This window comes from Metabacillus sediminilitoris (assembly GCF_009720625.1).
Taxonomy (GTDB): domain Bacteria; phylum Bacillota; class Bacilli; order Bacillales; family Bacillaceae; genus Metabacillus; species Metabacillus sediminilitoris.
The window spans coordinates 3,445,257-3,470,508 of record NZ_CP046266.1 but is presented as its reverse complement, the minus strand read 5'-3'; the positions used below and the strand labels follow the sequence as shown (position 1 = coordinate 3,470,508).

Below are 25,252 nucleotides of genomic sequence, written 5' to 3'. Positions count from 1 at the left end.
TGTAATTGACACTTTCCTAATAGTATGGAGTCAGCTAGGGGTTTCAATCAATAGAGAGAAAATGTTAAATTGGGGACAAGGGTGATTTATTTGCAGGACATCTATGGAAAGTTAGCGGAAATGAAGATCTCGTTAAAGGAGAAACTGACACATCCATTTTTGGAAAAGTATTTACCTTCTCCAAATATAGATGAAGATAAGCTATTGCTCTTTTATGCGATTTTTGATGAGATAGATCTTTCAGAGGAGTTAAAGAAACAGTATATTATGACAGCTATGCTTGTTCAAATTGCCCTTGATACTCATGACGATGTGACAACAAAACATGATATTTCTTCTACTGAATTCGTGCAAAGACAATTAACAGCTCTAGCTGGTGATTATTTCAGTGGATTGTATTATTTAATGCTTTCTGAAATGAAGGATATAAACATGGTACGAACGCTAGCAGTGGGGATTAAGGAGATTAATGAACATAAACTTAGACTCTATCATGATGTAAATGTTTCTACGGAGTCCATTTTGGATAGCCTTCTTATAGTTGAATCTGCTTTATTTCAACACGTAACCAATCATTTTCAACTCAATAAATTGAATTTACTTTCAACAAAATTTATTACGTATAAAAGATTATCTCATGAAAAATTACGATGTTTTAGTGGTAAAAGCTATCAAGACACATCAACGTTTAATAGCCAAGTCTCGACGAACGAATTGAAAAGAGCATGTAGTATGTTTTTTGATGAGGCTTCATCACTAATAGAAGCTGGTGTTTTTAAGAATCCAACAATAAAAAATCTACTGCAAAAACGTTTAAAATATATCCGTTTTCATGAAACATTACATGATAAAAAGACAGTGGAAGAAGGTTTGTGAAATGGATCAATCTAAAGAAGAAAAAGTCCACGGTGTATTTGAAAAAATATATAAAAACTATGATCAAATGAATTCCATTATTAGCTTTCAACGCCACAAGGCATGGAGAAAAGAAACAATGAAAAGGATGGATGTTAAATTAGGCCATAAAGCTTTAGATGTTTGTTGTGGTACTGCTGATTGGAGTATTGCTCTTGCAAAAGAAGTGGGGACTAATGGACATGTAATCGGACTTGATTTCAGTAAAAACATGCTAGAAATTGGCAAGCAAAAGGTAGAGGAATTAGGCTTATTAAATGTAAAACTAATACATGGTAACGCTATGAAGCTACCATTTGAAGATCATACATTTGATGTGGTAACAATCGGTTTCGGATTAAGGAATGTTCCAGATTATATGCAAGTATTAAAAGAAATGAATCGAGTTTTGAAGCCTGGTGGAAAAGCAGTGTGTTTAGAAACATCACAACCTACTGCGCCTGTGTTCAAACAGGGGTACTATTTCTATTTCCGTTATGTCATGCCTTTATTCGGCAAACTTTTCGCGAAAAGCTATAATGAATATTCTTGGTTACAAGAGTCTGCCCGAGATTTCCCAGGAATGGCAGAACTAGCAAGAATGTTTAAGCAGGCAGGTTTTGAACATGTGCAAGTCAAACCATTTACAGGCGGGGTCGCAGCCATGCATTTAGGTGTAAAACCAACGATTGTTTCATAATCGAGTTTGGTTATACCTCTTTGTGGTGTAAAGACAGCAAACGAATAGGATAGGCACCTAGTTTAAAACATGTGCTTCTTGAAATAATAAAGTTTATCAAGTATTTATTGACAATAAGATGTATTAAGGTGAATAGGATGAAATTAAAATCAATGTATTCTTTTCTGAATACTGACCTCACAATAATTGAACAAGAGTTAGAAAAGACAGCACATTCTGAGTATCCCTTATTAAGAGAAGCTAACTTAGAGCTTCTTCAAGCGGGTGGCAAACGGATTAGGCCTGTTTTTGTATTGCTGTCATCTATGTTCGGTGATTATGATATAAATACCGTCAAATATGTGGCAGTTACACTAGAGACCATACACATGGCGACACTTGTTCATGATGATGTCGTTGATGATGCAAAATTGCGAAGAGGAAAGCCGACAGTTAGAGAAAAGTGGGATAATCGTATTGCGATGTATACAGGTGACTACTTATTAGCACGCTCGTTAGAGGTAATGACTAATATTGAAAATCCTTTGGCACATAAAATCCTTTCAAAAGCAATTGTAGAAGTTTGTTTAGGAGAAATTGAACAAATAAAAGATAAATATCGATTTGAGCAATCTTTGCGTACATACTTAAAACGAATTAAACGGAAAACAGCTATATTAATTGCCGTAAGTTGTCAATTAGGAGCGATTTCAGCTGGTGCTCCAGAAGAAATACATAAAAAACTCTACAGATTTGGTTATTACGTTGGTATGTCATTTCAAATAACCGATGATATACTAGATTTTACCTCAACTGAAAAGGAACTTGGAAAGCCTGTTGGGAGCGACCTTCTTCAAGGAAATATTACGCTTCCTGTTTTGTTTGCATTAGAAGATCCATCCTTAAAGAATGAGATTGAAAAGATAACAAATGAGACGAAACCAAGTGAGATACAACCAATATTAAATAAAATTTTGCAATCAGATGTGATTGAAAGATCAGCAAAAATTAGTGATCAGTATCTGCAAAAAGCATTTGAAATTGTCGAAAGCTTACCAAAAAATCGTGCAAGGTCTACATTGGCTAGTATTGCTAAATATATTGGAAAAAGAAAATTTTAATTAAGAATTTTCTTTTTTTTTCGCCATTCTATCATTGCATATCAATACAATCACATGTTATTATTTTCTTGGGGTATGAAAGCCTATACATAAATAACTTATGGGGTGGAGAAATATTATGGAAAAAACATTTTTAATGGTTAAACCTGATGGAGTACAACGTCAATTAATCGGGGAAATTGTTAGCAGATTTGAAAGAAAGGGCTTACAATTAGTTGGCGCAAAACTAATGACAATTTCAGAAGATCTTGCCCAGCAGCACTATGGGGAACATAAAGGTAAGCCTTTCTATGGTGAGTTAGTAGAATTTATTACTTCAGGACCTGTTTTTGCAATGGTTTGGCAAGGTGAAAATGTTGTGGAACTAACCCGTAAAATGATGGGTAAAACAAATCCGAAAGATGCTGATCCAGGCACGATCCGCGGTGATTACTGCATGAATGTTGGGCAAAATATTATTCATGGATCTGATTCACCTGAAAGTGCTGATCGTGAAATTGCATTATTTTTTAATGAGTCCGAGCTTGTTGGATATGATAAATCAATCAATACGTGGATCTACTAAGCTAGCATTTTGCTAGCTTTTTATTTTTTAAGAAGCATTTTCTTTAAAAATTGCGCCAATTCTCACAAATTTAAGATATACTATTAATTATCGTAAGGATATGTAATAGGAGAGTATACAATGGAAGATCAAGATTATGAGTTATTTATTAAAAAAATTAAACTAAAAACAGGAATTGATTTATCACTTTATAAAGAAGCACAAATGAAGAGAAGATTAATTTCTTTATATGAGAAACGTGGCTTTTTAAATTTTAATGATTTTTACAATGGTATAAGTAAACAAAATGAATTATATTACGAGTTTTTAGACCGAATGACCATAAATGTTTCGGAATTTTATCGAAATATTAAAAGATGGCAGGTGCTTGAAGAAAAGATTCTACCAAAACTTCTCGAAAAGAATTCACAGTTAAAAATATGGAGTGCAGCATGTTCGACAGGGGAAGAACCTTATACGCTTGCGATGATTCTTTCAAAGTTTGTTCCGTTTTCAAGAGTGAAAATATTAGCGACAGATATTGATGAAAATGTCTTGGCGAGAGCCAAGCTCGGGATTTATCCAGAAAGATCATTAAATGAAGTCCCGCTTGAAATGAAAAACAAATATTTTAAAAAAGAAGGATCAAATTATCAAATTAGCGATCAAATCATCAAGTCTGTGCAATTTAAAAAGCAAAATCTATTAGCCGACCCATTCGAGTCACAGTTTGATTTAATTGTTTGCCGCAATGTATTAATTTACTTTACGGAAGATGCAAAAGAAATATTGTATAAAAAGTTTAGTGATGCCATAAATAATAAAGGAATCTTTTTTGTAGGAAGTACAGAACAAATTTTTAATGCAGACAGGTTTCAATTAAATTCTATTGAAACGTTTTTTTATCAAAAGAGTTAAAAAATTGCTATTTTTTTTTTTGTAGATATGATATATTTTTACTTAAAAGCGTTAGCGCGTTGAAGGGAGACAGAAAAATGAGATATTTAACAGCTGGAGAATCTCACGGTCCTCAACTTACTGCAATTGTCGAAGGTGTACCGTCTGGATTAAATTTAAGAGCAGAAGATATAAATAAAGATTTAGCAAGAAGACAAAAGGGCTATGGTCGCGGTCGAAGAATGCAAATTGAAAAAGATCAAGTTCAAATTTTAGGTGGAGTTCGACACGGTAAAGCTTTGGGTGCGCCAATTTCATTAGTTGTAGAAAACAGAGACTGGAAGCACTGGACAAAGATCATGGGTGCAGAACCACTTTCACAAGATGAAGAGCAAGAAGTAAAACGTCAAATTACACGTCCACGTCCAGGACATGCTGATTTAGTAGGTGCAATGAAATATGGGCATCGTGACATGAGAAACGTATTGGAACGCTCATCTGCCCGTGAAACAACGGTACGTGTTGCAGTTGGAGCTTTAGCAAAACAAATTTTATCTGAATTAAATATTAAAGTTGTAGGACATGTATTGGAAATTGGCGGCGTAAAAGCTGAGAATGCAGAATATCGTGATATTGACGATTTATTAGCGGTAACTGAAGAATCTCCTGTGAGATGTTATGATCGTCAAGCCGAGACGAAAATGATGGAGGCAATTGACAATGCTAAGGCTAACGGTGACTCTATTGGTGGAGTTGTAGAAGTAGTCGTAGAAGGACTTCCAGCTGGAATTGGCAGCTATGTACAATATGATCGTAAGTTAGATAGTAAGATAGCAGGAGCGATTGTTAGTATTAATGCCTTTAAAGGAGTGGAATTCGGGATTGGATTTGAAGCAGCTCGAAAATTTGGCAGTCAAGTTCATGACGAAATTATTTGGAATGAAAAAGCGGGCTATACGCGGAAAACAAACCGATTAGGCGGCTTTGAAGGCGGTATGACAACAGGTATGCCTATCGTTGTAAGAGGCGTGATGAAACCAATACCGACACTATATAAACCATTACAATCCGTCGATATTGATACGAAAGAACCATTTACGGCAAGTATTGAACGATCTGATAGCTGTGCAGTGCCTGCTGCAAGTGTTGTAGCTGAAGCTGTTGTCGCTTGGGAAATTGCGAATGCAATTGTTGAGCAGTTTGGTGTAGATCGTATGGATCTCATCAAGGAAAATATTGAAAAAATGCGCCAATATACGAGGGATTTTTAATGGAATCGATTTTGATCAATACGACTGAAGAGACATACCCGGTAATTGTTGGTCATGAAGCGATAAAAAAACTCCCAAATCTAATTAGAGGCATATCACCGTCGAAGATTCTAATTGTAACAGATACAAATGTAGACAGATTATATGGAGATTGTTTGATAGATCTCGTCGGCGGGGAATGGACGACATATAAGCATGTAATCAAAAGTGGCGAGGCTGCTAAATCATTTGAGATGTTTTATGAGATTCACACTTTTGCGTTACAAAATGAACTTGATCGAAAATCAGTTGTGATTGCCTTCGGAGGCGGGGTTGTCGGTGATCTAACAGGCTTTGTTGCAGCTACGTATATGCGGGGAATTCCATTTATTCAGGTACCGACTACATTATTAGCACATGATAGTGCTGTCGGTGGAAAAGTTGCGATCAACCACCCTGAAGGGAAAAATATGATCGGTGCTTTTTATCAGCCTAAGGCAGTTGTATATGACATTCAGTTTTTGAAAAGTTTGCCAAAAAGTGAACTAAGATCAGGTTTCGCTGAGGTCATTAAACATTCTCTTATAAGAAGTGAATCACTGTTTCAGTTCTTATTTAAGGAAGTTCGTCAATTAGAGGACATAACAATTGATAACTTGCAAAGAATGATACGTGAAGGTATCCAAATAAAAGCAGATGTTGTTTCAAAAGATGAAAAAGAATTAGGTCTTAGGGCAATCTTAAATTTTGGTCATACACTTGGTCATGCGATTGAAGCAGAGGCTGGATATGGGAAGCTCTCACACGGTGATAGTATTGCAATTGGCATGCTATTTGCTATATGGTTAAGTAATAAAACATTAGATATAAATCTCCCATATCATGAATTAAAAACATGGTTTAAGGAGATTGGTTTCCCGACTGAAGTTCCAAATGACCAGACAACAGAGCAATTAATAAATAAAATGAAAAAAGATAAAAAAACAAAATCAAATCAATTAACATTTATATTATTAAAAGACATCGGTGTAACAACATCTGCCATTTTTACAGGTGAAGAGTTATTTGCTCTACTTGATGAGTGGAGAACCGTCGAACGAGGTGAAAAGGTTGATTAGAGGAATTCGCGGAGCAACAACTGTTAAAGAAAATGAAGAATCTCTTATCATAAAGGCTACTGATGAGCTGTTACATGAAATGATTCGTCAAAATAACGTTAAACCAGAAACTGTTGCTCAAGTGATTATGACAGTTACACAGGACCTTACAGCTGCATTTCCTGCAAAAGCATTAAGAACAATTGATGGATGGACATTTGTCCCTGTTATGTGCATGCAGGAAATACCTGTCCCAAATAGTTTAGAAAAATGTATTAGAATACTGATGACGGTTGAAACAAATGAAAAGCAAGAGGATATTCAGCATGTTTATTTAGGTGATGCTATCAAGCTGAGACCCGACTTATTCGTTAAATAATTATTGAAGATTTCAGAATAATGGCATAACATGATTGACATGAGTTGGTAATTTGTATTAACATAAAAAAGAAGATTGATTAGTTAATAGATTAGATGAGTATAGGGTAGCAGAGAATGAGTTAGTTTAGCTGAGGTTTTATTTACAATGGCACAAGTCTACCCAAAAACCGAAGTGTTTTTGGGTTTTTATGTTCTTCTTTTTCATTTGAAGAATGTAGATCTTTTTTATAATACAACTGGGACATTTTTAACAAAAGATGTGTGAATGTATTGTAAGAAAAGGGTCGATGTGCAAAATAATCTTCAATTTCACCTCCTAAATCCTCATTCTCCAAAAATATTGGAGGAGTGAGTCACTTTGAATTTTTCTTCTTTTACAACCTTTTGTGAAGATAGCAAGCAATATCGTACAATCCCCATCGTGCAACGTTTTTTCGTTGACACATTTACACCTATTCAATTATTTCAGCTTTTTCAGGAAGAAGCTGTGTACTTATTAGAAAGTAAGGATTCTGAATCAAGCTGGTCACGGTATTCTTTTATTGGTATAAACCCATTTTTATTTATCGAAGAAAACAATGGCGAGTTTTCAATATTGAATGAACAAAGAAAAACGGTCTCTAAATCAAATTCCATTACAAAAATTTTCAGTAATCTCCAAAAACATTTAGCGATTAAACTTCCAAACCTTGAAATACCATTCGTTGGAGGTGCTGTTGGCTATATTGGTTATGACACTGTTTCGATCATTGAAAAAGTTGATAAGCATAAGGTAAATGACCTTAATCAACAAAATTGCATGTTTTTTGTGTGTGAAACCGTTATTGCGTTTGATCATCAAGAGAAACAACTATATTTTATCCACTATGAGCGTGTAAATGGTGAGGAAGATGAGGGACATCTTAAAGCTATTTATCAGCTTGCAGAAGCAAAGATGAATAAATATTTCAGCAAGCTAAAGCAAAAAGATCAACCTGACCACCTTCCATTACAAGTATCAGATCAATTTGATGTCAATTTTGATGAAATTAAATCCAATTATGAAAAGAACAAGTTCTTAGAAGATGTCGAAAAAGTAAAGGAATACATCCGGGCTGGTGATATATTCCAAGGAGTATTGTCACAGCGGTTTGAAATCCCAATAACAACAGACGGATTTTCATTATATCGGATTTTACGAAATGTTAACCCATCACCATACATGTTTTATATACGTTACAACGACACGGAACTTGTTGGTAGCTCGCCAGAAAGATTAATTTATATTCAAAATAAGCATCTGGAAATTCATCCAATTGCAGGAACACGAAGACGTGGTAAAACAATTGAAGAGGATCAATATTTTGAAGAAGAATTAAAACATGATGAAAAGGAAAAAGCAGAACATTATATGTTGGTAGATTTAGCACGTAATGACCTTGGCAGAGTATCTGAGTATGGTTCAGTTACTACTCCAACATTAATGGAAATCGGCCGTTTTTCACATGTTATGCATTTAATTTCTAAAGTAACTGGAAAGATGAGAGATGATGTCCACCCAATTGATGCTTTACTGGCTTCGTTTCCGGCCGGAACTGTATCTGGAGCACCTAAAATTCGTGCAATGCAAATTTTAAGTGAACTAGAGCCGACTGCAAGAGGCAGTTATGCAGGCTGTGTCGCTTACGTTGGCTTTGACGGAAATATTGATTCATGTATTACGATTCGAACGATTACGGTAAAAAATAACACAGCATACGTACAAGCAGGTGCAGGCATTGTAGTTGATAGCATCCCTGAACTTGAATGGAAAGAAACGTGCAATAAGGCAAGTGCCATGTTAAAAGCAATCCAATTAGCTGAAAAGGTATTTTCTAAGGAGGTAACACAGTGATGAAAGAGATATTAGCCCAATGTATTGAAGGGAAAACATTAACAGAAGCTCAGGCAGAACAAGTGATGGATGCGATCATGACAGGTAACGCAACATCAAGTCAAATCGCAAGTCTTGTTTCAATTATGCGACTTAGAGGAGAAACAGTCGATGAGCTTGTTGGTTTTGCCAAGTCTATGAAAAACCATATGGCACAGATCCATTATGAAATTGATGTTGTGGATACATGTGGAACTGGTGGAGATGGAGCCTCAACTTTTAATATCTCAACAGCAGCAGCAATTGTTGTCTCATCACTGAAAGTAAAAGTTGCTAAACATGGAAACCGGGCATTTACTTCTAAAAGCGGAAGCGCTGATGTGATAGAAACATTGGGGATTCATTTCCAAACGACCGAAAAAGAAGCAGTAGAAAGTCTAGATAAACAAAACATGAGCTTTTTATTTGCACCAATGTTCCATTCATCAATGAAGCATGCTGTGAATCCTCGTAAAGAAATTGGATTTCGAAATGTTTTTAATCTTTTAGGACCTTTGGCAAATCCAGCTAATGCTAAAAGGCAAGTAATTGGTGTTTATTCAACAGCCTACGCTGAAAAGATGGCCGAAGCATTAAAGCGTTTAGGTGCTAAGCATGTCCTTCTCGTTACAGGCAGAGAGGGATTAGATGAAATTTCTATAACAAATGAAACAGATGTCGTTGAACTGAAAAACGGTGTGATTACAAGATATGTTTTACATCCTAATGATGTTGGTCTACAGCAGGGGAAAATGGAGGAAATTAAAGTCACAAACCCACAAGAGAGTGCAGAGCTTATTGAACGTGTATTTAAAGGTATAGCACCGCAAAGTGCTGAAAACATTGTTGCAATAAATGCAGCAGCAGCTTTATATGTAGCAGGTTATGTTCAAACATTAGCTGATGGTGTCATGTTTGCAAAAGAAGCGATCCAAAATGGTTTAGCATTAAACCAATTAATGATGCTGCGTCATCAGGTGGAGGAAAACTATGCTTAATAAAATAATTGAAACAAAAAAAGAAGAAATAAAAAATCTAGTATTACCAGCTGATGAAAAATTGCCACATCGTTCGTTTTACCAAGCGCTAAAGTATCCAAAGCGAGAGATTGGTTTAATTGCTGAAGTGAAAAAGGCATCACCTTCTAAGGGGTTAATAAAAGAAAACTTTCAACCTGTAGAAATTGCTCTAGCATATGAAAAGGGTGGTGCAGATTGTTTATCAGTTCTTACCGATAATCCATTCTTTCAAGGAAAACGAGAGTACTTAACGTCTGTGAAAAAGTCAGTGAATCTACCAATATTGCGAAAGGATTTTATCATTGATCACATTCAGGTTGATGAGGCTAAACGTATAGGAGCAGATGCCATCCTGTTAATCGGTGAAGCACTTGATCCTTCTTTGCTAAAGGAACTTAATCAATATGCAACAGAATTAACACTAGATGTTCTCGTTGAAGTTCATGACCTACAAACATTAGAACAAGTGTTAAAGGTCATCACACCGAAAATTTTAGGAGTAAATAATCGAAATCTCAAAACATTTGAAGTAGATATCCAACAACTTGAAAATATGGTTTCTTATATCCCAAAAGATACATTACTTGTAAGTGAGAGCGGTCTTTATACAAAGGATGATTTAAAACAAGTGCAGCAATACGGAGCAAAAGCGGTTTTAGTTGGCGAATCGCTTATGAGAAAAGAGGATCAGACGTTGGCCATCCAACAATTTTTTGGAGAAAGTGTCAATGTTTAAACCATTATTAAAATTATGCGGCGTTCGAACAAAAGAAGACCTAGAAATTGTAACTAGATCTAAAGCAGACTATATTGGTTTTATTTTTGCTGAGAGTAAACGTCGAGTTGATCCAAAAGTCGTAAAAGAATGGTTGGCTAGTGTTGATATTTCTAGTAAACAAGTTGTAGCTGTATTTGTAAATCCTACTATTAAAGAAATCAATGAGGTATTAACAGTTTTTCCAATCGATGTCATTCAACTTCATGGGAATGAATCAGTAAGTGACATTAAGGAACTTAAAAAGTCATACACAGGTTCTGTTTGGAAGGCACTTCATCATCATCAACAGACACTTGAAGAAATGGAAATATATAAAGATGTCGTTGACGGCTTTATTATTGATTCTAGAATAAAAGGTCAATGGGGAGGAACAGGAGTAAGTTTTGACTGGTCAGCTATTCCAAACTATATAAAATTTTCTGTAGACCATGACATGCTTTGTTTTATTGCAGGCGGCGTAAATGAAACCAATATTCAAAAACTATTAACCTATAAACCTCAAGGTATTGACCTATCGAGCGGTATCGAAGTAAATGAGAAGAAAAGTAGAGATAAAATAAACCAAATTGAAGAAAGGGTGTATTCTAATATGTCAACTTATCCAGATAAAAATGGCAGGTATGGTGAATTTGGTGGTCGTTTTGTTCCTGAAACATTAATGAGTCCATTAGCGGAAATTGAACAAGCCCATAATGAAGCAATGAAAGACCCGGCATTCCTAAAAGAATACCATTTTTTATTAAAAGAATATTCTGGCAGACCAACAACGGTTACGTTTGCTAAAAATGTTACAGAAAAATTAGGTGGTGCAAAAATCTATCTTAAAAGAGAAGATTTAAACCATACTGGTGCACATAAAATTAATAATGCAATAGGTCAGGCATTACTTGCCAAAAGAATGGGGAAAACAAAAATTATTGCAGAAACAGGTGCAGGGCAACATGGTGTCGCAACGGCTACAGTAGCTGCAAAATTTGGAATGGAATGCAAAGTATTCATGGGGGAAGAGGATGTCCGTCGTCAACAATTAAATGTGTTTCGCATGCAGCTTCTTGGTGCTGAAGTCATACCTGTAACAAGTGGGAACAAAACTTTAAAGGATGCAACAAATGAGGCAATGCGTTATTGGGTTCAGCACTGTGAAGATCATTTTTATATTATTGGATCTGCTGTTGGTCCACATCCATACCCATATATCGTAAAGGAATTCCAACGGGTAATAGGGGATGAAGCGAAAGCACAATTTCAAGAAATAGAAGGAAATCTACCAACGAAAGTAATTGCTTGTGTCGGGGGCGGGAGTAACGCAATTGGGATGTTTTCAGCATTTTTGAATGATAATGTTGAGCTAGTTGCATCTGAGGCTGCTGGTATGGGTGTTGATACGGATATGCATGCAGCTACCATTACAAAAGGAACGAAGGGTGTCCTTCACGGGTCATTGACATATTTAATTCAAGATCAATATGGTCAAGTAATTGAACCATATTCGATTTCTGCTGGTCTTGATTATCCTGGTATTGGACCTGAACATGCTCATTTGGCAAGTACAGGTCGAGTGAAGTATGAAAGTGTTACAGATAAAGAAGCTCTTCATGCACTTGAACTTTTAGCGAAACAAGAAGGAATTTTAGCTGCAATTGAATCGGCTCACGCACTTGCTACCGCTTTTGAACATGCACAACAAATGGCTAGTCATGAAAGCATCCTTATTTGTCTATCAGGTAGAGGCGATAAAGATGTCCATACATTAATGTCATATTATCAGGAGGGAACAGCAAATGAAAACACTCTTCAAGCAGCCGTTACAAGATAAAAAGCTTTTTATACCATTTATTACAGCAGGAGACCCTCATAGTGATGCAACAATCGAATTAGCCGTTGCCTTACAAGAAGCAGGTGCCTCTGCTATTGAACTAGGAATACCGTTTTCTGATCCTATCGCTGATGGACCTGTCATTCAGAAAGCTTCAAGCAGGGCCTTGAAAAACGGGATGAATATTGTGAAAGCTATCCAATTAGTTCCTGAGATGAGGAAAAAAGGGGTAAATATTCCGATTATTCTATTTACGTATTACAATCCTGTGTTACAATTAGATCAAGAACACTTTTTCGCTTTACTGCGGGAAAATACTGTAGATGGCTTGTTAATTCCAGACATTCCTTTTGAAGAAAGTGAAGAGCTCCGTAAAAAGTGTCAAGAGCATTCAATTTCTTTTATATCACTTGTTGCACCTACATCCACTAGCAGAATTAAAATGATTGTAGAAAACGCTGAGGGTTTTGTCTATTGTGTTTCTTCTTTAGGTGTTACAGGAGTCAGAAAAAGCTTCGACAACTCAATAACAACTTTCCTAGATGAAGTAAAACAATATAGTAAAGTACCAGTTGTCGTAGGTTTTGGCATCTCCTCTAAAGAACAGGTAGAGCAATTTTCAAACTTGTGTGATGGTGTAGTTGTCGGGAGTGCATTAGTTAGAGAAATTGAACGGTTGCAAACGTCATTATTGAATAAAAATAGTCGTCAGCAAGCTATTGATGAATTTAGAACTTTTGCACATACTTTCGGAGCATAACATGATCTAAAAAAAGTGAAGGATTAACAGCAATTATCAATTTGATTGCTTATTTAAAAAGAACAGATTAAGATAATAATCATCATGATCAGAGGCTCATCCCTCTGATCGAAGATTCACTTTAGTAGGAGAGGTGTTACCTATGCAAGTAAAAGAACAGTTATTACAGTTAAAACCATATCAACCAGGAAAACCGATTGAAGAAGTCAAAAAGGAGTTCAATTTAACCAAAGTTGTTAAACTTGCTTCTAATGAAAATCCATTTGGATGTTCACCAAAAGTTAAACAAGCAATCCTCGATGAACTTGAACAGTTAGCTATATATCCAGATGGTTATGCAGCACTTCTTCGCACAAAAGTTGCAAATCACGTTGGGGTAAACGAAAACGAAATCATTTTTGGAAATGGGACAGATGAAGTTATTCAAATCATTTGTCGTGCACTTTTAAACCCACAATCAAATACTGTGATGGCAACTCCTACATTTCCACAATATAAACATAATGCGGTAATCGAAGGTGCAGAAATTCGAGAAGTACCACTCGTGAATGGTGACCATGATCTAGATTCAATGCTCGTGCAAATTGATGAAAATACAAAAATAGTTTGGATTTGCACGCCAAATAATCCAGTTGGTACATATGTAAAAAAACAAGCATTACTTGATTTTTTAACTAAAGTGCCGAAACATGTTCTTGTCATCGTTGATGAAGCTTACTATGAATATGTGACTGCTGAGGATTATCCACAAACAGTGCCGCTTTTAAAAGATAATTCAAATTTAATGATCCTACGAACATTTTCAAAAGCATATGGTCTTGCAGCTTTACGCATCGGTTATGGACTTGGAAATGTTGAATTAATTAATAAAATAGAACCGGCAAGAGAACCATTTAATACAAATAGAGTCGCTCAGGCTGCTGCTATTGCAGCTTTAGGTGATGTACAATTTGTTGAAGAATGTCAAATTAAGAATAAACAAGGCTTGCAACAGTTTTATGATTTCTGTGAAGAATTAAAATTAAATTACTACACATCCGAAGGGAACTTTATTTTAATTGACTTTAATAGAGATTCTGATGAACTATTCCAGGCTTTGCTTAAAAGAGGCTATATCGTTCGTTCAGGTAATGCACTTGGAGTGCCAAATCATTTGCGTATTACCATTGGAACAGAACAGCAAAATGCTGAAATTATCCAGATTTTAAAAGACTTCATTCTTTAATTAAGGCTCTTTTCGTAAAGATTGTTGTTTTAGCAAGTAACAAATTCGATCAACTGTTGATTGTAGTGAATATGCGAGACTCCTGCGGGAGAAGTTTGCCTAAGGTGACCCCGCACGCAAGTGCAAAACACTGCAGAGGCTCATGAGACCGGCCGCGGAAAAGCGAGTACCTGCAGCATAAATCAATCTAGCTTATTCGTGTAATATAATTGAAAAGCAACAAAGTATGCGAAAATAGTCTAAATAAAATAATAAGTAACAAAAATTCAGTCCTCTTTTCAATGGAAGAGAGGACTGAATTTTGTACTTGCTTAGGAATAATTGAAGCTTTTAAACGGGAAAGTACTCAGCAAGTCTTTAAGATAATGAAGTAATGCATCTATAGAATGGTAGGCCAAGAAAAAGGTGAATGAAATGGTAAAAAATATTTATTTTATAGGACTTGGGTTAATTGGTGGTTCATTAGCATTATCAATAAAACAAACGAATCCTTCTATCAATGTAATAGGTTTTGATATTAATGAAGAACAAGCCATGTTGGCGATGAAGCTTGGAGCCATTGATGAAATTTCTCCTACTCTTTTTCCGAATTTGGCTCATGTCGATATGATCTTTATTTCTACTCCTGTTCAGCAAACAATTGAAATCATTGAACAGCTGCAAAATATTGAGTTGAAACAAGGTGTCATTATTACAGATGTAGGAAGCACGAAAGCGAAAATAGTAGATTGGGCAAATAAATATTTAAATGGCCGAATCAAATTTATCGGAGGACATCCGATGGCTGGTTCTCATAAATCTGGTATTTTAGCAGCCAAGCCTCATCTATTTGAAAATGCTTTTTATATTTTAACTCCATCAAAACATGTAACAACAGAAGACCTTTCAGAGGTAAAAAGGGTACTTGAGGGAACAAAAGCCAATATTATTGAAATGACACCTGAAGAACATGATAAAGTAACAGGAGTGATTAGTCATTTTCCTCATATTGTAGCAGCAAGCTTAGTTTCCCAAGCTGAAAGTTATGAAGAACATTATCCTCTTGTAAAAAGGCTTGCAGCAGGCGGGTTTCGAGATATCACGAGGATTGCTTCAAGTAATCCTTCAATGTGGCGGGACATTTTACTTCATAATAAAGAGCCATTACTTACTCTATTTGAAGAATGGATGTCAGAAATGGAACGTGTGAAACAATTGGTTGCAAATGAAGATTCTGAACAATTATTGTTGTTTTTTGAACAAGCAAAGCTTTATCGTGATGGCCTTCCTGAAAAGCAAAAAGGTGCTATCCCATCATTTTATGATTTATTCGTAGATGTACCAGATTATCCTGGTATTATCTCAGAAATAACAGGTTATTTAGCGAAAGAAGAAATAAGCTTAACAAATATTCGTATTATTGAAACCAGAGAAGAAATATATGGTGTTTTAAGATTAAGCTTTCAAACTGAACGTGATCGTGAACTAGCAATAGATTGTATTAGCAAATATTCGAATTATGAAACATTTATCATCTAAAAATGGTAAGATGAATAGAAACCTTATCAATAAGCATTAAATTGTCATAATAGAGGTGGAAACATGTCGGAACAAAAGAAATTATCAAATGTAAATAACTTGGCTGGTACGATTGAAGTACCAGGGGATAAATCGATTTCACATCGAGCAGTAATGTTTGGGTCACTTGCAAACGGTAAAACAGTAATCACAAATTTTTTAATGGGTGCTGATTGTTTAAGTACTGTAGATTGTTTTCGGAAGATGGGTGTTTCAATCGACATTCAAGAAGGTACGGTTACAGTTGAAGGAAAAGGCTACGATGGTTTAGTAGAACCTTCATCCATTTTAGATGTTGGCAACTCTGGAACAACGACAAGATTAATGATGGGGATTTTAGCTGGATCGTCATTCCATTCATGTATTATCGGTGATGAGTCAATTGCCAAACGACCAATGGCCAGAGTGACAAAACCATTAAGGTTAATGGGAGCTAAAATTGATGGAAGAGAAAATGGACAATTTACACCATTAGCTATTCGCGGTGGAGAATTACATGGTATAAAATATGAATCACCAGTTGCTAGTGCACAAGTTAAATCTGCGATTCTTTTAGCTGGATTAAAAACAAATCAGGAAGAAACTACAGTGATAGAACCGCATAAATCCAGAGATCATACTGAACGTATGTTACGGGCATTTGGTGTTGAAGTTAAAGAAGATGAAATCTCTGCAACAGTAAAAGGCGGCCAAAGTTTAACCGCGACAAATATATTTGTACCAGGAGATATTTCATCTGCTGCTTTTTTCCTTGTAGCAGGAGCTATTGTACCAAATAGTGAGATCATCCTTAAAAATGTAGGGATAAATCCAACAAGAACTGGAATTCTTGATGTGTTAAAAATGATGGGAGCATCTATTGAAATTATCCCACATAAAGAGGATGCTTTTGAGCCAATTGCTGATATTGTAATAAAAACATCGTCTTTAAAAGGAACTACGATAAGTGGGGACTTGATTCCAAAGCTAATTGACGAAATCCCTGTCATTGCTTTACTTGCCACACAAGCTGAAGGTGAAACGATCATTAAAGATGCAAGTGAACTTAAAGTGAAGGAAACAAATCGTATCGATACAGTTGTAGGTGAACTATCAAAAATCGGTGCAACAATAAAAGGCACTGATGATGGTATGATCATAACTGGTAAAACGAAATTAGTAGGTAATGCAACAGTTTCAAGTCATGGTGATCATCGAATTGGCATGATGCTAGCAGTTGCTTCTTGTATTACTCAAGACGCGATTACATTATATGATGCAAAGGCTATTGAAGTATCATACCCAAACTTTTTTGATCATTTAGCATTATTATCAAAATAATAGGTTCAAAATAATGCAAATCTTAAACGTAGATTGATTCAAATGAGAGTTGTTTTAAATTTGAATAAAGGACAACCTATCGTAAATTCGAATTTAGGACAATCTCATGTTGAATCACTATGACCCTTTTAAGAGGCCTTTCTTCAATCATCCGAAATTTATTAGCATATTTTATCACCTTCACTCATAGCTTGTCTTAAGAGGAAAGAAGGTGGGGAGTAAAGTGAGTTATATAATTGAAAATGTAAGTCTGCTAAAAGCTGATAGTGTTGAAAAAACTTCATTATTAATTAACCACGACAGAATTGAATTTATGCGTCCTTCAATGAAAAATTTTCGTTTTATGAGAATGGATATGAGCACTTATTTATTAACCCCAGGATATGTTATGCTAGATTTTTCTCTTCATACATTACTTCACTTTCAAGAATTCAAACAATATATGATCCAGCATTACTTAAAAAAAGGCTGTACTTCACTACTAACAGTAGTAGATGTTCAGGGTGAACGAGATCTTGCTACGAAACTAAAGGAAAAAAGACATCAAATGATTAACACACCAATTGATTATTATATTGGTATTAAGCTTCCCCTACACTCATTAACACCTGCTATTTTAAGAAAATGTAAACAACAGAATGTATCTGTCGTTTTTATAGAAGCTGACAAAGAGGATACATTTAAAGCGATTTCATGGGGCTGGATTAGAGATGCCATGTTTTCAAATCCAATTACACTCATTCTATATCCACCTAAAGATTCTCATAAAAATCAAAAAATCCTGCATCTATGGGAAAAAATTATGAAAGAGAATCGTCTTTCCTCGATTTCAACGCCTTTGGAAGAAAAGGCACCTTTATCTAAAAATGTGTTAATGAGATTAGGTATATATCCTGTAAAAGGTGATATCCGAGTAGGTGGACAAGTAAACTATAATTTGTACAATTTAGATGATTTACGTTATCATACAAATGGTATGCCAAAGATTCAATATGATGAACAGGTGCCAACTTTCACAGCTCATCAAGGTAAACTTATAAATGTAAAAGGTGATATTACTTTTAATCCAGGTGTTGGTGAAGAAAGTTTTATTTCTATTTCAGGTCGTTTTATTCCACAATCAGCTTCTTTTTAAGTATACTTAATGAAATCATATCAGTTGCCATTAGCAAAACATTACATGTAAGATATACGATACAATAACTACAATTATTCGTTTAAAAAGAAGGGAATAAATATGTTTAATTCAGTATTAATCGAAGGAATTAATCTGGTAAATAAAGGTGAAACAGAAAAAGGCTTAGATCTATTAGCAAATATAGAGCCTACACTTCATGATGAAGAGAAACTGCAATTAGCAGAAGAATATTATCAATGGGGAATCATTGATAAAGCACATGATATTATTGAAGAACTGCACTTTCTTTATCCTGATGAAATACAAATTACCTTATTTTTAGCAGAACTTTTTATTGAGATGGAAAAAGAGGAGGATGCGATTGATTTATTAAATACAATAATGATCGATCATGAAGCATATCCACAAGCACTCCTTTTATTAGCAGATTTATATCAGATGCAAGGATTAGTGGAAGTCAGTGAACAAAAATTACAAGAAGCAAAGCACTTATTACCACATGAACGTATTATCGATTTCGCTTTAGGGGAACTTTATTTACATCAAGGAAAATACAAACATGCTATCCCTTATTACGAAACGGTTAAAGAAGAACATTCGTCGATTTCAGGAATATTTATAAGCCAAAGGCTTGCAGAGTGTCTAAGTGCGATTGGTCAATTTGAAGAGTCACTTGATTATTATAAAGAAGCTATTAGTGAACATGAGGATCTTAACACATTATTTGGATATGGATTTACAGCGTTCCAAGGAGGATATTTTAAAACAGCTATTCAACAATTTTCAAAGTTGAAAGAGGCTGATCCACATTATACTTCTCTTTATTTATATTTAGCAAAGGCCTATGAGCATGAGGGATTAATATCAGAAAGTCTTGAAATTGTCCAAGAAGGAATAAAAGCAGATGAATACAATAAAGAGTTGTATCTATATGGCGGTAAAATTGCCATAAAATCAGGCGAAATAAAAATAGCTGAAAAATTATTACGTGAAACACTTGCGATAGATCCTGGACATATTGAAGCTGCTATCACATTATCTCATGTTTTTCTACAAGATGAAAGATACGACGATGTCATTGATATTATTTCAGAAAGTAAAAAATATGGCGAAGAGGATCCACAGTTTGATTGGAATTTAGCAAGAGCATATCATCAAAAAGAAGAATATACACAGGCATTAAATCATTATCAACTAGCATATAATTCTTTCAAGGAACAACGAGAGTTTTTACAGGAATATGGTTATTTTCTATTAGAGGAAGGACGTAGAAGAGAAGCTAAGGCGATATTTGAACAAATTCTTAAGCAAGACCCTTCAAATGTCGAAATTGGCGAGATATTGCTACAATTAGAAGATGAGTTTTAAGTCGGGTAAAGAAGGAATTTAATTCGATTTGTGGAATTAACTATGTAAGAAACAACTGAATTGCAGAGGAGGGAATTGTATGGTGGCCCCTGTATCTGTCCACGAAAAGAAAGATTTTGTCAGGTGGTTTTTAAACCATTATCAACTGAAAAGAAGAGAATGTGTATGGATTTTAAATTATTTAATGAGTCATGATACCTTAATGGAAAAAGTGCACTTTGTAGAGCAAGCACAGTACTGTCCAAGGGGGATAATCATGTCAACGCACTGTGTTGAAGAAGTTCCTTTCCGTTTTTATAAAGAAAATGTGATGACAACAGATGCGGAAAAATCTTTCCATGATATCCGTTTAAATAAAGACGAAGAACTTTTTATTCAACTTAATTTTAGATCAGCTTATCAGTCCCCTCAATACGCAGCTGTATTAGTATCAAATCCATTTATGCCAAAGCATTTAAACGAGAATGAAAAGGACCGTGAAGTCGCTGAAAAGGTCCTTGAGCACTCCTTGCAAACGTATCAAAAAGAAAAGCTTCTTCAATTAATTGACGAAGCCCTTGATCGTCAAGATAAAGAGGGCTTTCAAAGGCTAACGAAACAATTGATTAACTTGCAAAAATAATGATGATCTGATCGACTTTCCCATACATCTATCTATTCGTGTATAGTAGCTTAAAATAATAAGCGGCATCATTCATGGAGAAAGTACGGAAGCTAAAAAAAAGAACGTAGAAACGATTGTTTTGATACCCTTTCACAAAACGTGGAAGGGTATATTTGTGTGCATAGAAAAAAGAAAATAGCTATAATTTGAACTTCATATTTAACAATTAGGTAGACAAACATTATAATATATCTATATTTCATTAATAGTGGGGGTGTAGAAATTTGAAGTGGACTATAAGTGACTTTGATATTTATCAGCAATCAAAGGAATATGTCGATACTGCTGTTATTCCATTAATCCCGGTTTGTTTAGACACAGATTTTAAAACGACTGTTTCTAAAGGGGAGTATATAACACATGTAACGATCGAGCTTGAGAGACAGCTAAAAGGCAGGGTTTATCTTTTTCCTTCGATATCTTATTTAAAAAATTCAATAAATGTGATTGAAAACTTAATAGAATGGAAAACTAACATTCAACAGGAGTTTAAGCACGTTATTTTCTTAACAAGTGATGAGTCACTTAAGGAAAGTAATAGTGAACTGCTAAAAGGGAACCTTGTATGGTTGCCTACAGTCCCGTTCGAGCATATGGATGAGAACCTAAAGAAAAAATTAATGCAGGATCAAGTTGAACAAATTTTGAACATTTTATTACAATCTTGGAATAAATAATAAAAACCCTTTCATTTCCAAGATAACAAATCAGGATTTTATTGACCTCTTGATGAGATTGATATATCATGAGAATGTCCTAGTTTTATATGTCTTTTCCGTATGTCCTTTAACGGACTGAGCTTAAGATAGAGGGGGGAAAATGATGAGCGAGAAAAAACATCGAGTTTCTAGACGTCAATTCTTGAACTACACGCTTACGGGTGTAGGCGGTTTCATGGCTGCAGGTATGCTAATGCCAATGGTTCGCTTTGCACTTGACCCTGTGCTCCGACCAGCAGAAGAAACAGATTTAGTACAAGTTGTCAAGGTGGACGAACTGACTGAAGAACCTCAACGCTTTGACTTTAAAATCAAACAAAAAGATGCTTGGTACGAATCAGAAGAAACAAGATCAGCATGGGTTTTCAAAAATGGCGACAAAATTACAGCGCTATCACCAATTTGTAAACATTTAGGCTGTACTGTAGGTTGGAATAATGATCCGTCTAACCCAAACCAATTTTTCTGTCCATGTCACTATGGAAGATATGAAAAAGATGGTACAAACATTCCGGGAACACCGCCAATTGCTCCGCTAGATGTTTATGATCAAGCAGTTAAGGACGGTTATTTATTCTTAGGTAAAGCAAAACCACGAGGGGAGGCGTAATCTATTGCTTAACAAAATTTATGATTGGGTTGATGAACGATTAGATATTACGCCGATGTGGCGCGATATTGCTGACCATGAAGTTCCTGAACACGTAAACCCAGCACACCATTTTTCTGCCTTTGTTTATTGCTTTGGTGGACTGACATTCTTCGTTACAGTTATTCAAGTTCTTTCTGGTATGTTTTTAACGATGTATTATGTGCCAGATATTAAAAATGCATGGGAATCCGTTTTTTATTTACAAAATGAAGTAGCTTTTGGTCAAATTGTACGTGGTATGCACCACTGGGGTGCAAGTTTAGTCATTGTTATGATGTTCTTACATACGTTGCGCGTTTTCTTCCAAGGAGCGTATAAAAAACCACGTGAACTAAACTGGATCGTGGGCGTACTTATATTCTTTATTATGCTAGGTTTAGGTTTAACGGGTTATTTACTACCTTGGGATATGAAAGCGTTATTCGCAACAAAGGTTACATTACAAATAGCAGAATCGGTACCATTAATTGGACCAACTGTTAAAACATTATTATCAGGTCACCCTGAAATCGTAGGTGCTCAAACACTTACACGTTTCTTTGCTATCCATGTATTCTTCCTTCCAGCTGCACTTTTCGGCTTAATGGCAGCTCACTTTGTCATGATACGTAAGCAAGGTATTTCAGGACCGCTATAAGATTAAAATGCAAAAGAACTATTACGATATAAACGAAATAATATCGGAGACCACCTTAGTAAGGAGGGGAATTTATGCATCGCGGAAAAGGTATGAAATTTGTTGGCGACTCTCGTATTCCAGCAGAGAGAAAACCAAATATTCCAAAGGACTATTCGGAATATCCAGGGAAGACAGAAGCGTTCTGGCCTAACTTCCTTTTAAAAGAGTGGTTAGTAGGTGCTGTTTTCTTAATTGGCTTTTTATGTTTAACAGTAGCCCATCCATCGCCGCTTGAGCGTGTGGCAGACCCTACTGATGCTGGTTATATTCCATTACCAGACTGGTATTTCTTATTTTTATACCAATTGTTAAAATATTCATTTGCATCAGGTCCATATACGGTTATTGGTGCTATCGTAATACCTGGATTAGCATTTGGTGCGTTAATGTTAGCTCCATTCCTAGATCGCGGACCACATCGTCGTCCTGCAAAACGACCGGTTGCTGTAGGGATGATGATTCTTGGTGTGGCTGCTACATTCTACTTAACATATGAATCAGTTGCGACACATGATTGGGAAGCAGCTGCTGAACAGGGGAAAATCAAAGCTGAAGCAGATATTGACACATCATCTGAGGGTTATGCAATCTATAAAGAGCAAGGCTGCATCTCTTGTCATGGTGATAATCTAGAAGGTGGGGCTGCAGGTAAAGCTCTCGTTGATAATGGATTAGAGCCAGATAAAATTGCAGATATTGCTAAAAATGGTCAAGGAGCAATGCCTGCAGGCGTTTTCAAAGGAACAGATGATCAATTAAAAGTTCTTTCAGAGTTTATCTCTGGTGTTACTTCAAAATAAAAGCTGACAATAGTCAGCTTTTTTTTGTAAGGCTCTTTTCTAAGAGATTGTTGCTTTTAAACGATAACTATATAAGGTTGATTGGAGCAGAAGTGCGAGACTCCTGCGGGAGCAGCGGAACAGGTGAGACTCATGCAGCCGTTTACGCCGAGGAGGCTCACCGCCAGCCCCGCTAAAAAGCGAGCATCTCTCGCTGCAATCAACCATATTGCACTACTTGTAAATAGCCACAAAGTTTGTGAAAACAGCCTTTTGTAAAAATTGAGAGCAAAGTAGTTAGAATTACTAAGTTTTAGTTAATTTATCTTAGTTTAATTTTTGAAAATGAATGTTGATAGGCTATAAATAATTTAGATTTGGTGAGTGAAAAATGAAAATATTTCAATATGCTTTAGGTCAAAAACCTTTTTTAATAATCCTGACGTTAATAAACTTTTTCGGGACTGCATATGGCTACTATTGGTATCGATATCAATTAGCAGATACGCCTGCCCATTTTTACATATTTGTTCCTGATAGCCCTACTGCCAGCCTATTTTTCTTTATTGTATTGGTTGGATTTTTAATGCACAAAAACTTTCCAATAATTGAAGCACTAGCAATTGTTACTCTTTTTAAATATGGAATTTGGGCAGTCATTATGAATATTCTTGTATTAATGATTAATGGCAGTTTACCATGGGAAAGTTATATGTTAATTGCATCACATTTTGGTATGGCCATTCAAGGTTTACTTTATGCACCATATTACCGCTTTAAAGTCTGGCATTTGCTGCTTGCAGCCGTTTGGACTTTTCATAATGATGTAATTGATTATGTATTTGGAATGATGCCAAGATACAGTGTCATAATGGATTATATCAATCAAGTTGGATATTTTACATTTTGGTTAAGCGTCATTTCTCTATTGATTGCTTATTATTTAGTTATTGATAAACGTGCGAAACAATTAAGTCTTCCTAAGTCTAGATAAATATCTAGGCTTTCTACATGTAACAATCATTTTTTTGTACGAAAATATTGGTCTAACCTTGTCCATTTCAACATACTTTTTTTAATAGAAGTTGTAGGGGGGACAAGGATGAAGAAATGGATAGCCGCAATTATGATTAGTATGTTGCTGATCTACATGAAACCAGCACTTGGAGAAGAAGCATATGACTGGGAATCTTTAAATGAGATTTCTGATACAGCGTTACAACTAGCAAAGCAGGAACGTTTTAACGAGTCGGCCCAATTACTCGATTACTTTGCAGTGAAATTTAAAGAGCTCCCACTTGAAAATGAAAATATTTCAGTTGATCATTTAAGAACAATAACAAGCACTCACAAAAATGCAAAAGATATATTGCGGGATGAAAAGGTCAGCACAAATGAGAAAGTTCGATCATTAACTAAGTTTCGACTAGTTGTCGATGCTATGGTATCTGAACATCAACCTTTATGGGGTTCTATGGAATCGTCTATTATGGAAACTTTCACGCAAATGAAAAATGATGTCGTTGAAGGTGACAATCAATCCTTTCAGCATGATTGGAATCAATTCTTATCATTATACGAAGTGATTTATCCAAGCATACAGGTAGATTTAGATAGTCAGCGAGTTAAACAGATGGATGCTCATATTTCATTAGTAGAGGATCGATTGTTTCAAGAAATCTCAGAAACTAGTCGTTTTAAACAACTGGCCATAATGGAAGAAGAATTAAAGGCCCTTTTCGAGCGGGTGAAAGAAGATGAAGCAGATCCTTCGTTGTTATGGGTAATGATATCAACGGGAAGTGTTATATTATTATCATTGTCATATGCTGGCTTTAGAAAATATCGTGCAGAAAAAGCTAGAATAGAGAAACGGGAAATTAATAAAGAATAAAGATTAGGTTAGATTTAATTCTAACCTTTTTTGTTTGATCATTATTTTTATCAAAAGGATGAATTGATTATGATCAATTTTTTTATGTGAAAAGATAAATTCGTAAACTCAAAAGAATGTCAAGATGCAA

Annotated in this window: 25 protein-coding genes and 1 pseudogene; all 26 read left to right on the top strand. The window is 35.4% G+C overall.

The annotated features are described in order from the left end of the window. Nucleotides 1–90: 90 nt before the first annotated feature. Nucleotides 91–876: a heptaprenyl diphosphate synthase component 1 gene (locus GMB29_RS16580; RefSeq protein ID WP_136351088.1), complete on the top strand. Its 786-nt coding sequence runs from the start codon at nt 91–93 to the stop codon at nt 874–876. A 1-nt stretch (nt 877) separates the two neighbouring features. Then, nucleotides 878–1,594, top strand: coding sequence for a demethylmenaquinone methyltransferase (locus GMB29_RS16575; protein WP_136351087.1), 717 nt, complete (start codon nt 878–880; stop codon nt 1,592–1,594). Between the two features lie 137 nt (nt 1,595–1,731). Beyond that, nucleotides 1,732–2,694, top strand: coding sequence for a heptaprenyl diphosphate synthase component II (hepT, locus tag GMB29_RS16570; RefSeq protein WP_136351086.1), 963 nt, complete (start codon nt 1,732–1,734; stop codon nt 2,692–2,694). A 118-nt stretch (nt 2,695–2,812) separates the two neighbouring features. Further along, entirely contained in the window at nt 2,813–3,259 is a 447-nt protein-coding gene (ndk, locus tag GMB29_RS16565) for a nucleoside-diphosphate kinase (RefSeq protein WP_136351085.1), read from the top strand. 120 nt (nt 3,260–3,379) lie between these two features. Next, nucleotides 3,380–4,156 carry a CheR family methyltransferase gene (locus GMB29_RS16560; RefSeq protein WP_136351084.1) on the top strand — a complete coding sequence of 259 codons (777 nt, stop codon included), beginning with the start codon at nt 3,380–3,382 and terminating at the stop codon, nt 4,154–4,156. A 77-nt stretch (nt 4,157–4,233) separates the two neighbouring features. Continuing rightward, nucleotides 4,234–5,406, top strand: coding sequence for a chorismate synthase (aroC, locus tag GMB29_RS16555; protein ID WP_136351083.1), 1,173 nt, complete (start codon nt 4,234–4,236; stop codon nt 5,404–5,406). Further along, entirely contained in the window at nt 5,406–6,503 is a 1,098-nt protein-coding gene (aroB, locus tag GMB29_RS16550) for a 3-dehydroquinate synthase (protein WP_136351082.1), read from the top strand. The genes aroC and aroB overlap by 1 nt, the downstream gene beginning before the upstream one ends. Then, entirely contained in the window at nt 6,496–6,861 is a 366-nt protein-coding gene (gene aroH, locus GMB29_RS16545) for a chorismate mutase (RefSeq protein ID WP_136351456.1), read from the top strand. Before aroB ends, aroH begins: the two co-directional genes overlap by 8 nt. Before the next feature lie 360 nt (nt 6,862–7,221). Further along, the gene (gene trpE / locus GMB29_RS16540) at nt 7,222–8,736 is read left to right on the top strand and encodes an anthranilate synthase component I (RefSeq protein WP_136351081.1); all 1,515 of its coding nucleotides are present in this window, start codon (nt 7,222–7,224) and stop codon (nt 8,734–8,736) included. Continuing rightward, nucleotides 8,733–9,752 carry an anthranilate phosphoribosyltransferase gene (trpD, locus tag GMB29_RS16535; RefSeq protein ID WP_136351080.1) on the top strand — a complete coding sequence of 340 codons (1,020 nt, stop codon included), beginning with the start codon at nt 8,733–8,735 and terminating at the stop codon, nt 9,750–9,752. Before trpE ends, trpD begins: the two co-directional genes overlap by 4 nt. Beyond that, nucleotides 9,745–10,509, top strand: a complete 765-nt coding sequence (gene trpC / locus GMB29_RS16530; RefSeq protein WP_136351079.1) for an indole-3-glycerol phosphate synthase TrpC — start codon at nt 9,745–9,747, stop codon at nt 10,507–10,509. Before trpD ends, trpC begins: the two co-directional genes overlap by 8 nt. Further along, nucleotides 10,502–11,131: pseudogene (locus GMB29_RS27760) on the top strand (phosphoribosylanthranilate isomerase); the annotation flags it as partial. The gene trpC and the pseudogene GMB29_RS27760, both read left to right, overlap by 8 nt. A gap of 9 nt (nt 11,132–11,140) precedes the next feature. Continuing rightward, a complete protein-coding gene (trpB, locus tag GMB29_RS16525) occupies nt 11,141–12,367 on the top strand; it encodes a tryptophan synthase subunit beta (RefSeq protein WP_235883114.1) in 1,227 nt (408 codons plus the stop codon). Further along, the gene (gene trpA, locus GMB29_RS16520) at nt 12,333–13,127 is read left to right on the top strand and encodes a tryptophan synthase subunit alpha (RefSeq protein WP_136351077.1); all 795 of its coding nucleotides are present in this window, start codon (nt 12,333–12,335) and stop codon (nt 13,125–13,127) included. The genes trpB and trpA overlap by 35 nt, the downstream gene beginning before the upstream one ends. Nucleotides 13,128–13,269: 142 nt before the next feature. After that, nucleotides 13,270–14,352, top strand: a complete 1,083-nt coding sequence (hisC, locus tag GMB29_RS16515) for a histidinol-phosphate transaminase (RefSeq protein WP_136351076.1) — start codon at nt 13,270–13,272, stop codon at nt 14,350–14,352. A 414-nt stretch (nt 14,353–14,766) separates the two neighbouring features. Beyond that, nucleotides 14,767–15,870, top strand: coding sequence for a prephenate dehydrogenase (locus GMB29_RS16510; RefSeq protein ID WP_136351075.1), 1,104 nt, complete (start codon nt 14,767–14,769; stop codon nt 15,868–15,870). Between the two features lie 63 nt (nt 15,871–15,933). Next, the gene (gene aroA / locus GMB29_RS16505; RefSeq protein WP_136351074.1) at nt 15,934–17,229 is read left to right on the top strand and encodes a 3-phosphoshikimate 1-carboxyvinyltransferase; all 1,296 of its coding nucleotides are present in this window, start codon (nt 15,934–15,936) and stop codon (nt 17,227–17,229) included. Nucleotides 17,230–17,452: 223 nt separating this feature from the next. Continuing rightward, complete coding sequence (locus GMB29_RS16500) at nt 17,453–18,364, top strand: hypothetical protein (protein ID WP_136351073.1); 912 nt, start codon at nt 17,453–17,455, stop codon at nt 18,362–18,364. A gap of 102 nt (nt 18,365–18,466) precedes the next feature. Continuing rightward, nucleotides 18,467–19,735, top strand: coding sequence for a tetratricopeptide repeat protein (locus GMB29_RS16495; RefSeq protein WP_136351072.1), 1,269 nt, complete (start codon nt 18,467–18,469; stop codon nt 19,733–19,735). A gap of 79 nt (nt 19,736–19,814) precedes the next feature. Further along, nucleotides 19,815–20,357: a ReoY family proteolytic degradation factor gene (locus GMB29_RS16490; protein ID WP_136351071.1), complete on the top strand. Its 543-nt coding sequence runs from the start codon at nt 19,815–19,817 to the stop codon at nt 20,355–20,357. A 266-nt stretch (nt 20,358–20,623) separates the two neighbouring features. Continuing rightward, on the top strand, nt 20,624–21,076 hold the full coding sequence (locus GMB29_RS16485; RefSeq protein ID WP_136351070.1) for a YpiF family protein: 453 nt from the start codon (nt 20,624–20,626) through the stop codon (nt 21,074–21,076). Between the two features lie 145 nt (nt 21,077–21,221). Further along, complete coding sequence (locus tag GMB29_RS16480) at nt 21,222–21,728, top strand: Rieske (2Fe-2S) protein (RefSeq protein WP_136351069.1); 507 nt, start codon at nt 21,222–21,224, stop codon at nt 21,726–21,728. A gap of 4 nt (nt 21,729–21,732) precedes the next feature. Next, nucleotides 21,733–22,407, top strand: coding sequence for a menaquinol-cytochrome c reductase cytochrome b subunit (qcrB, locus tag GMB29_RS16475; protein WP_136351068.1), 675 nt, complete (start codon nt 21,733–21,735; stop codon nt 22,405–22,407). 74 nt (nt 22,408–22,481) lie between these two features. Then, complete coding sequence (locus tag GMB29_RS16470; RefSeq protein ID WP_136351067.1) at nt 22,482–23,249, top strand: menaquinol-cytochrome c reductase cytochrome b/c subunit; 768 nt, start codon at nt 22,482–22,484, stop codon at nt 23,247–23,249. Between the two features lie 370 nt (nt 23,250–23,619). Continuing rightward, complete coding sequence (locus GMB29_RS16465; protein ID WP_136351066.1) at nt 23,620–24,222, top strand: lipoprotein heptaprenylglyceryl N-acetyltransferase LhaT; 603 nt, start codon at nt 23,620–23,622, stop codon at nt 24,220–24,222. A gap of 108 nt (nt 24,223–24,330) precedes the next feature. Then, nucleotides 24,331–25,122, top strand: a complete 792-nt coding sequence (gene ypjB / locus GMB29_RS16460) for a sporulation protein YpjB (RefSeq protein ID WP_136351065.1) — start codon at nt 24,331–24,333, stop codon at nt 25,120–25,122. Nucleotides 25,123–25,252 lie beyond the last annotated feature (130 nt).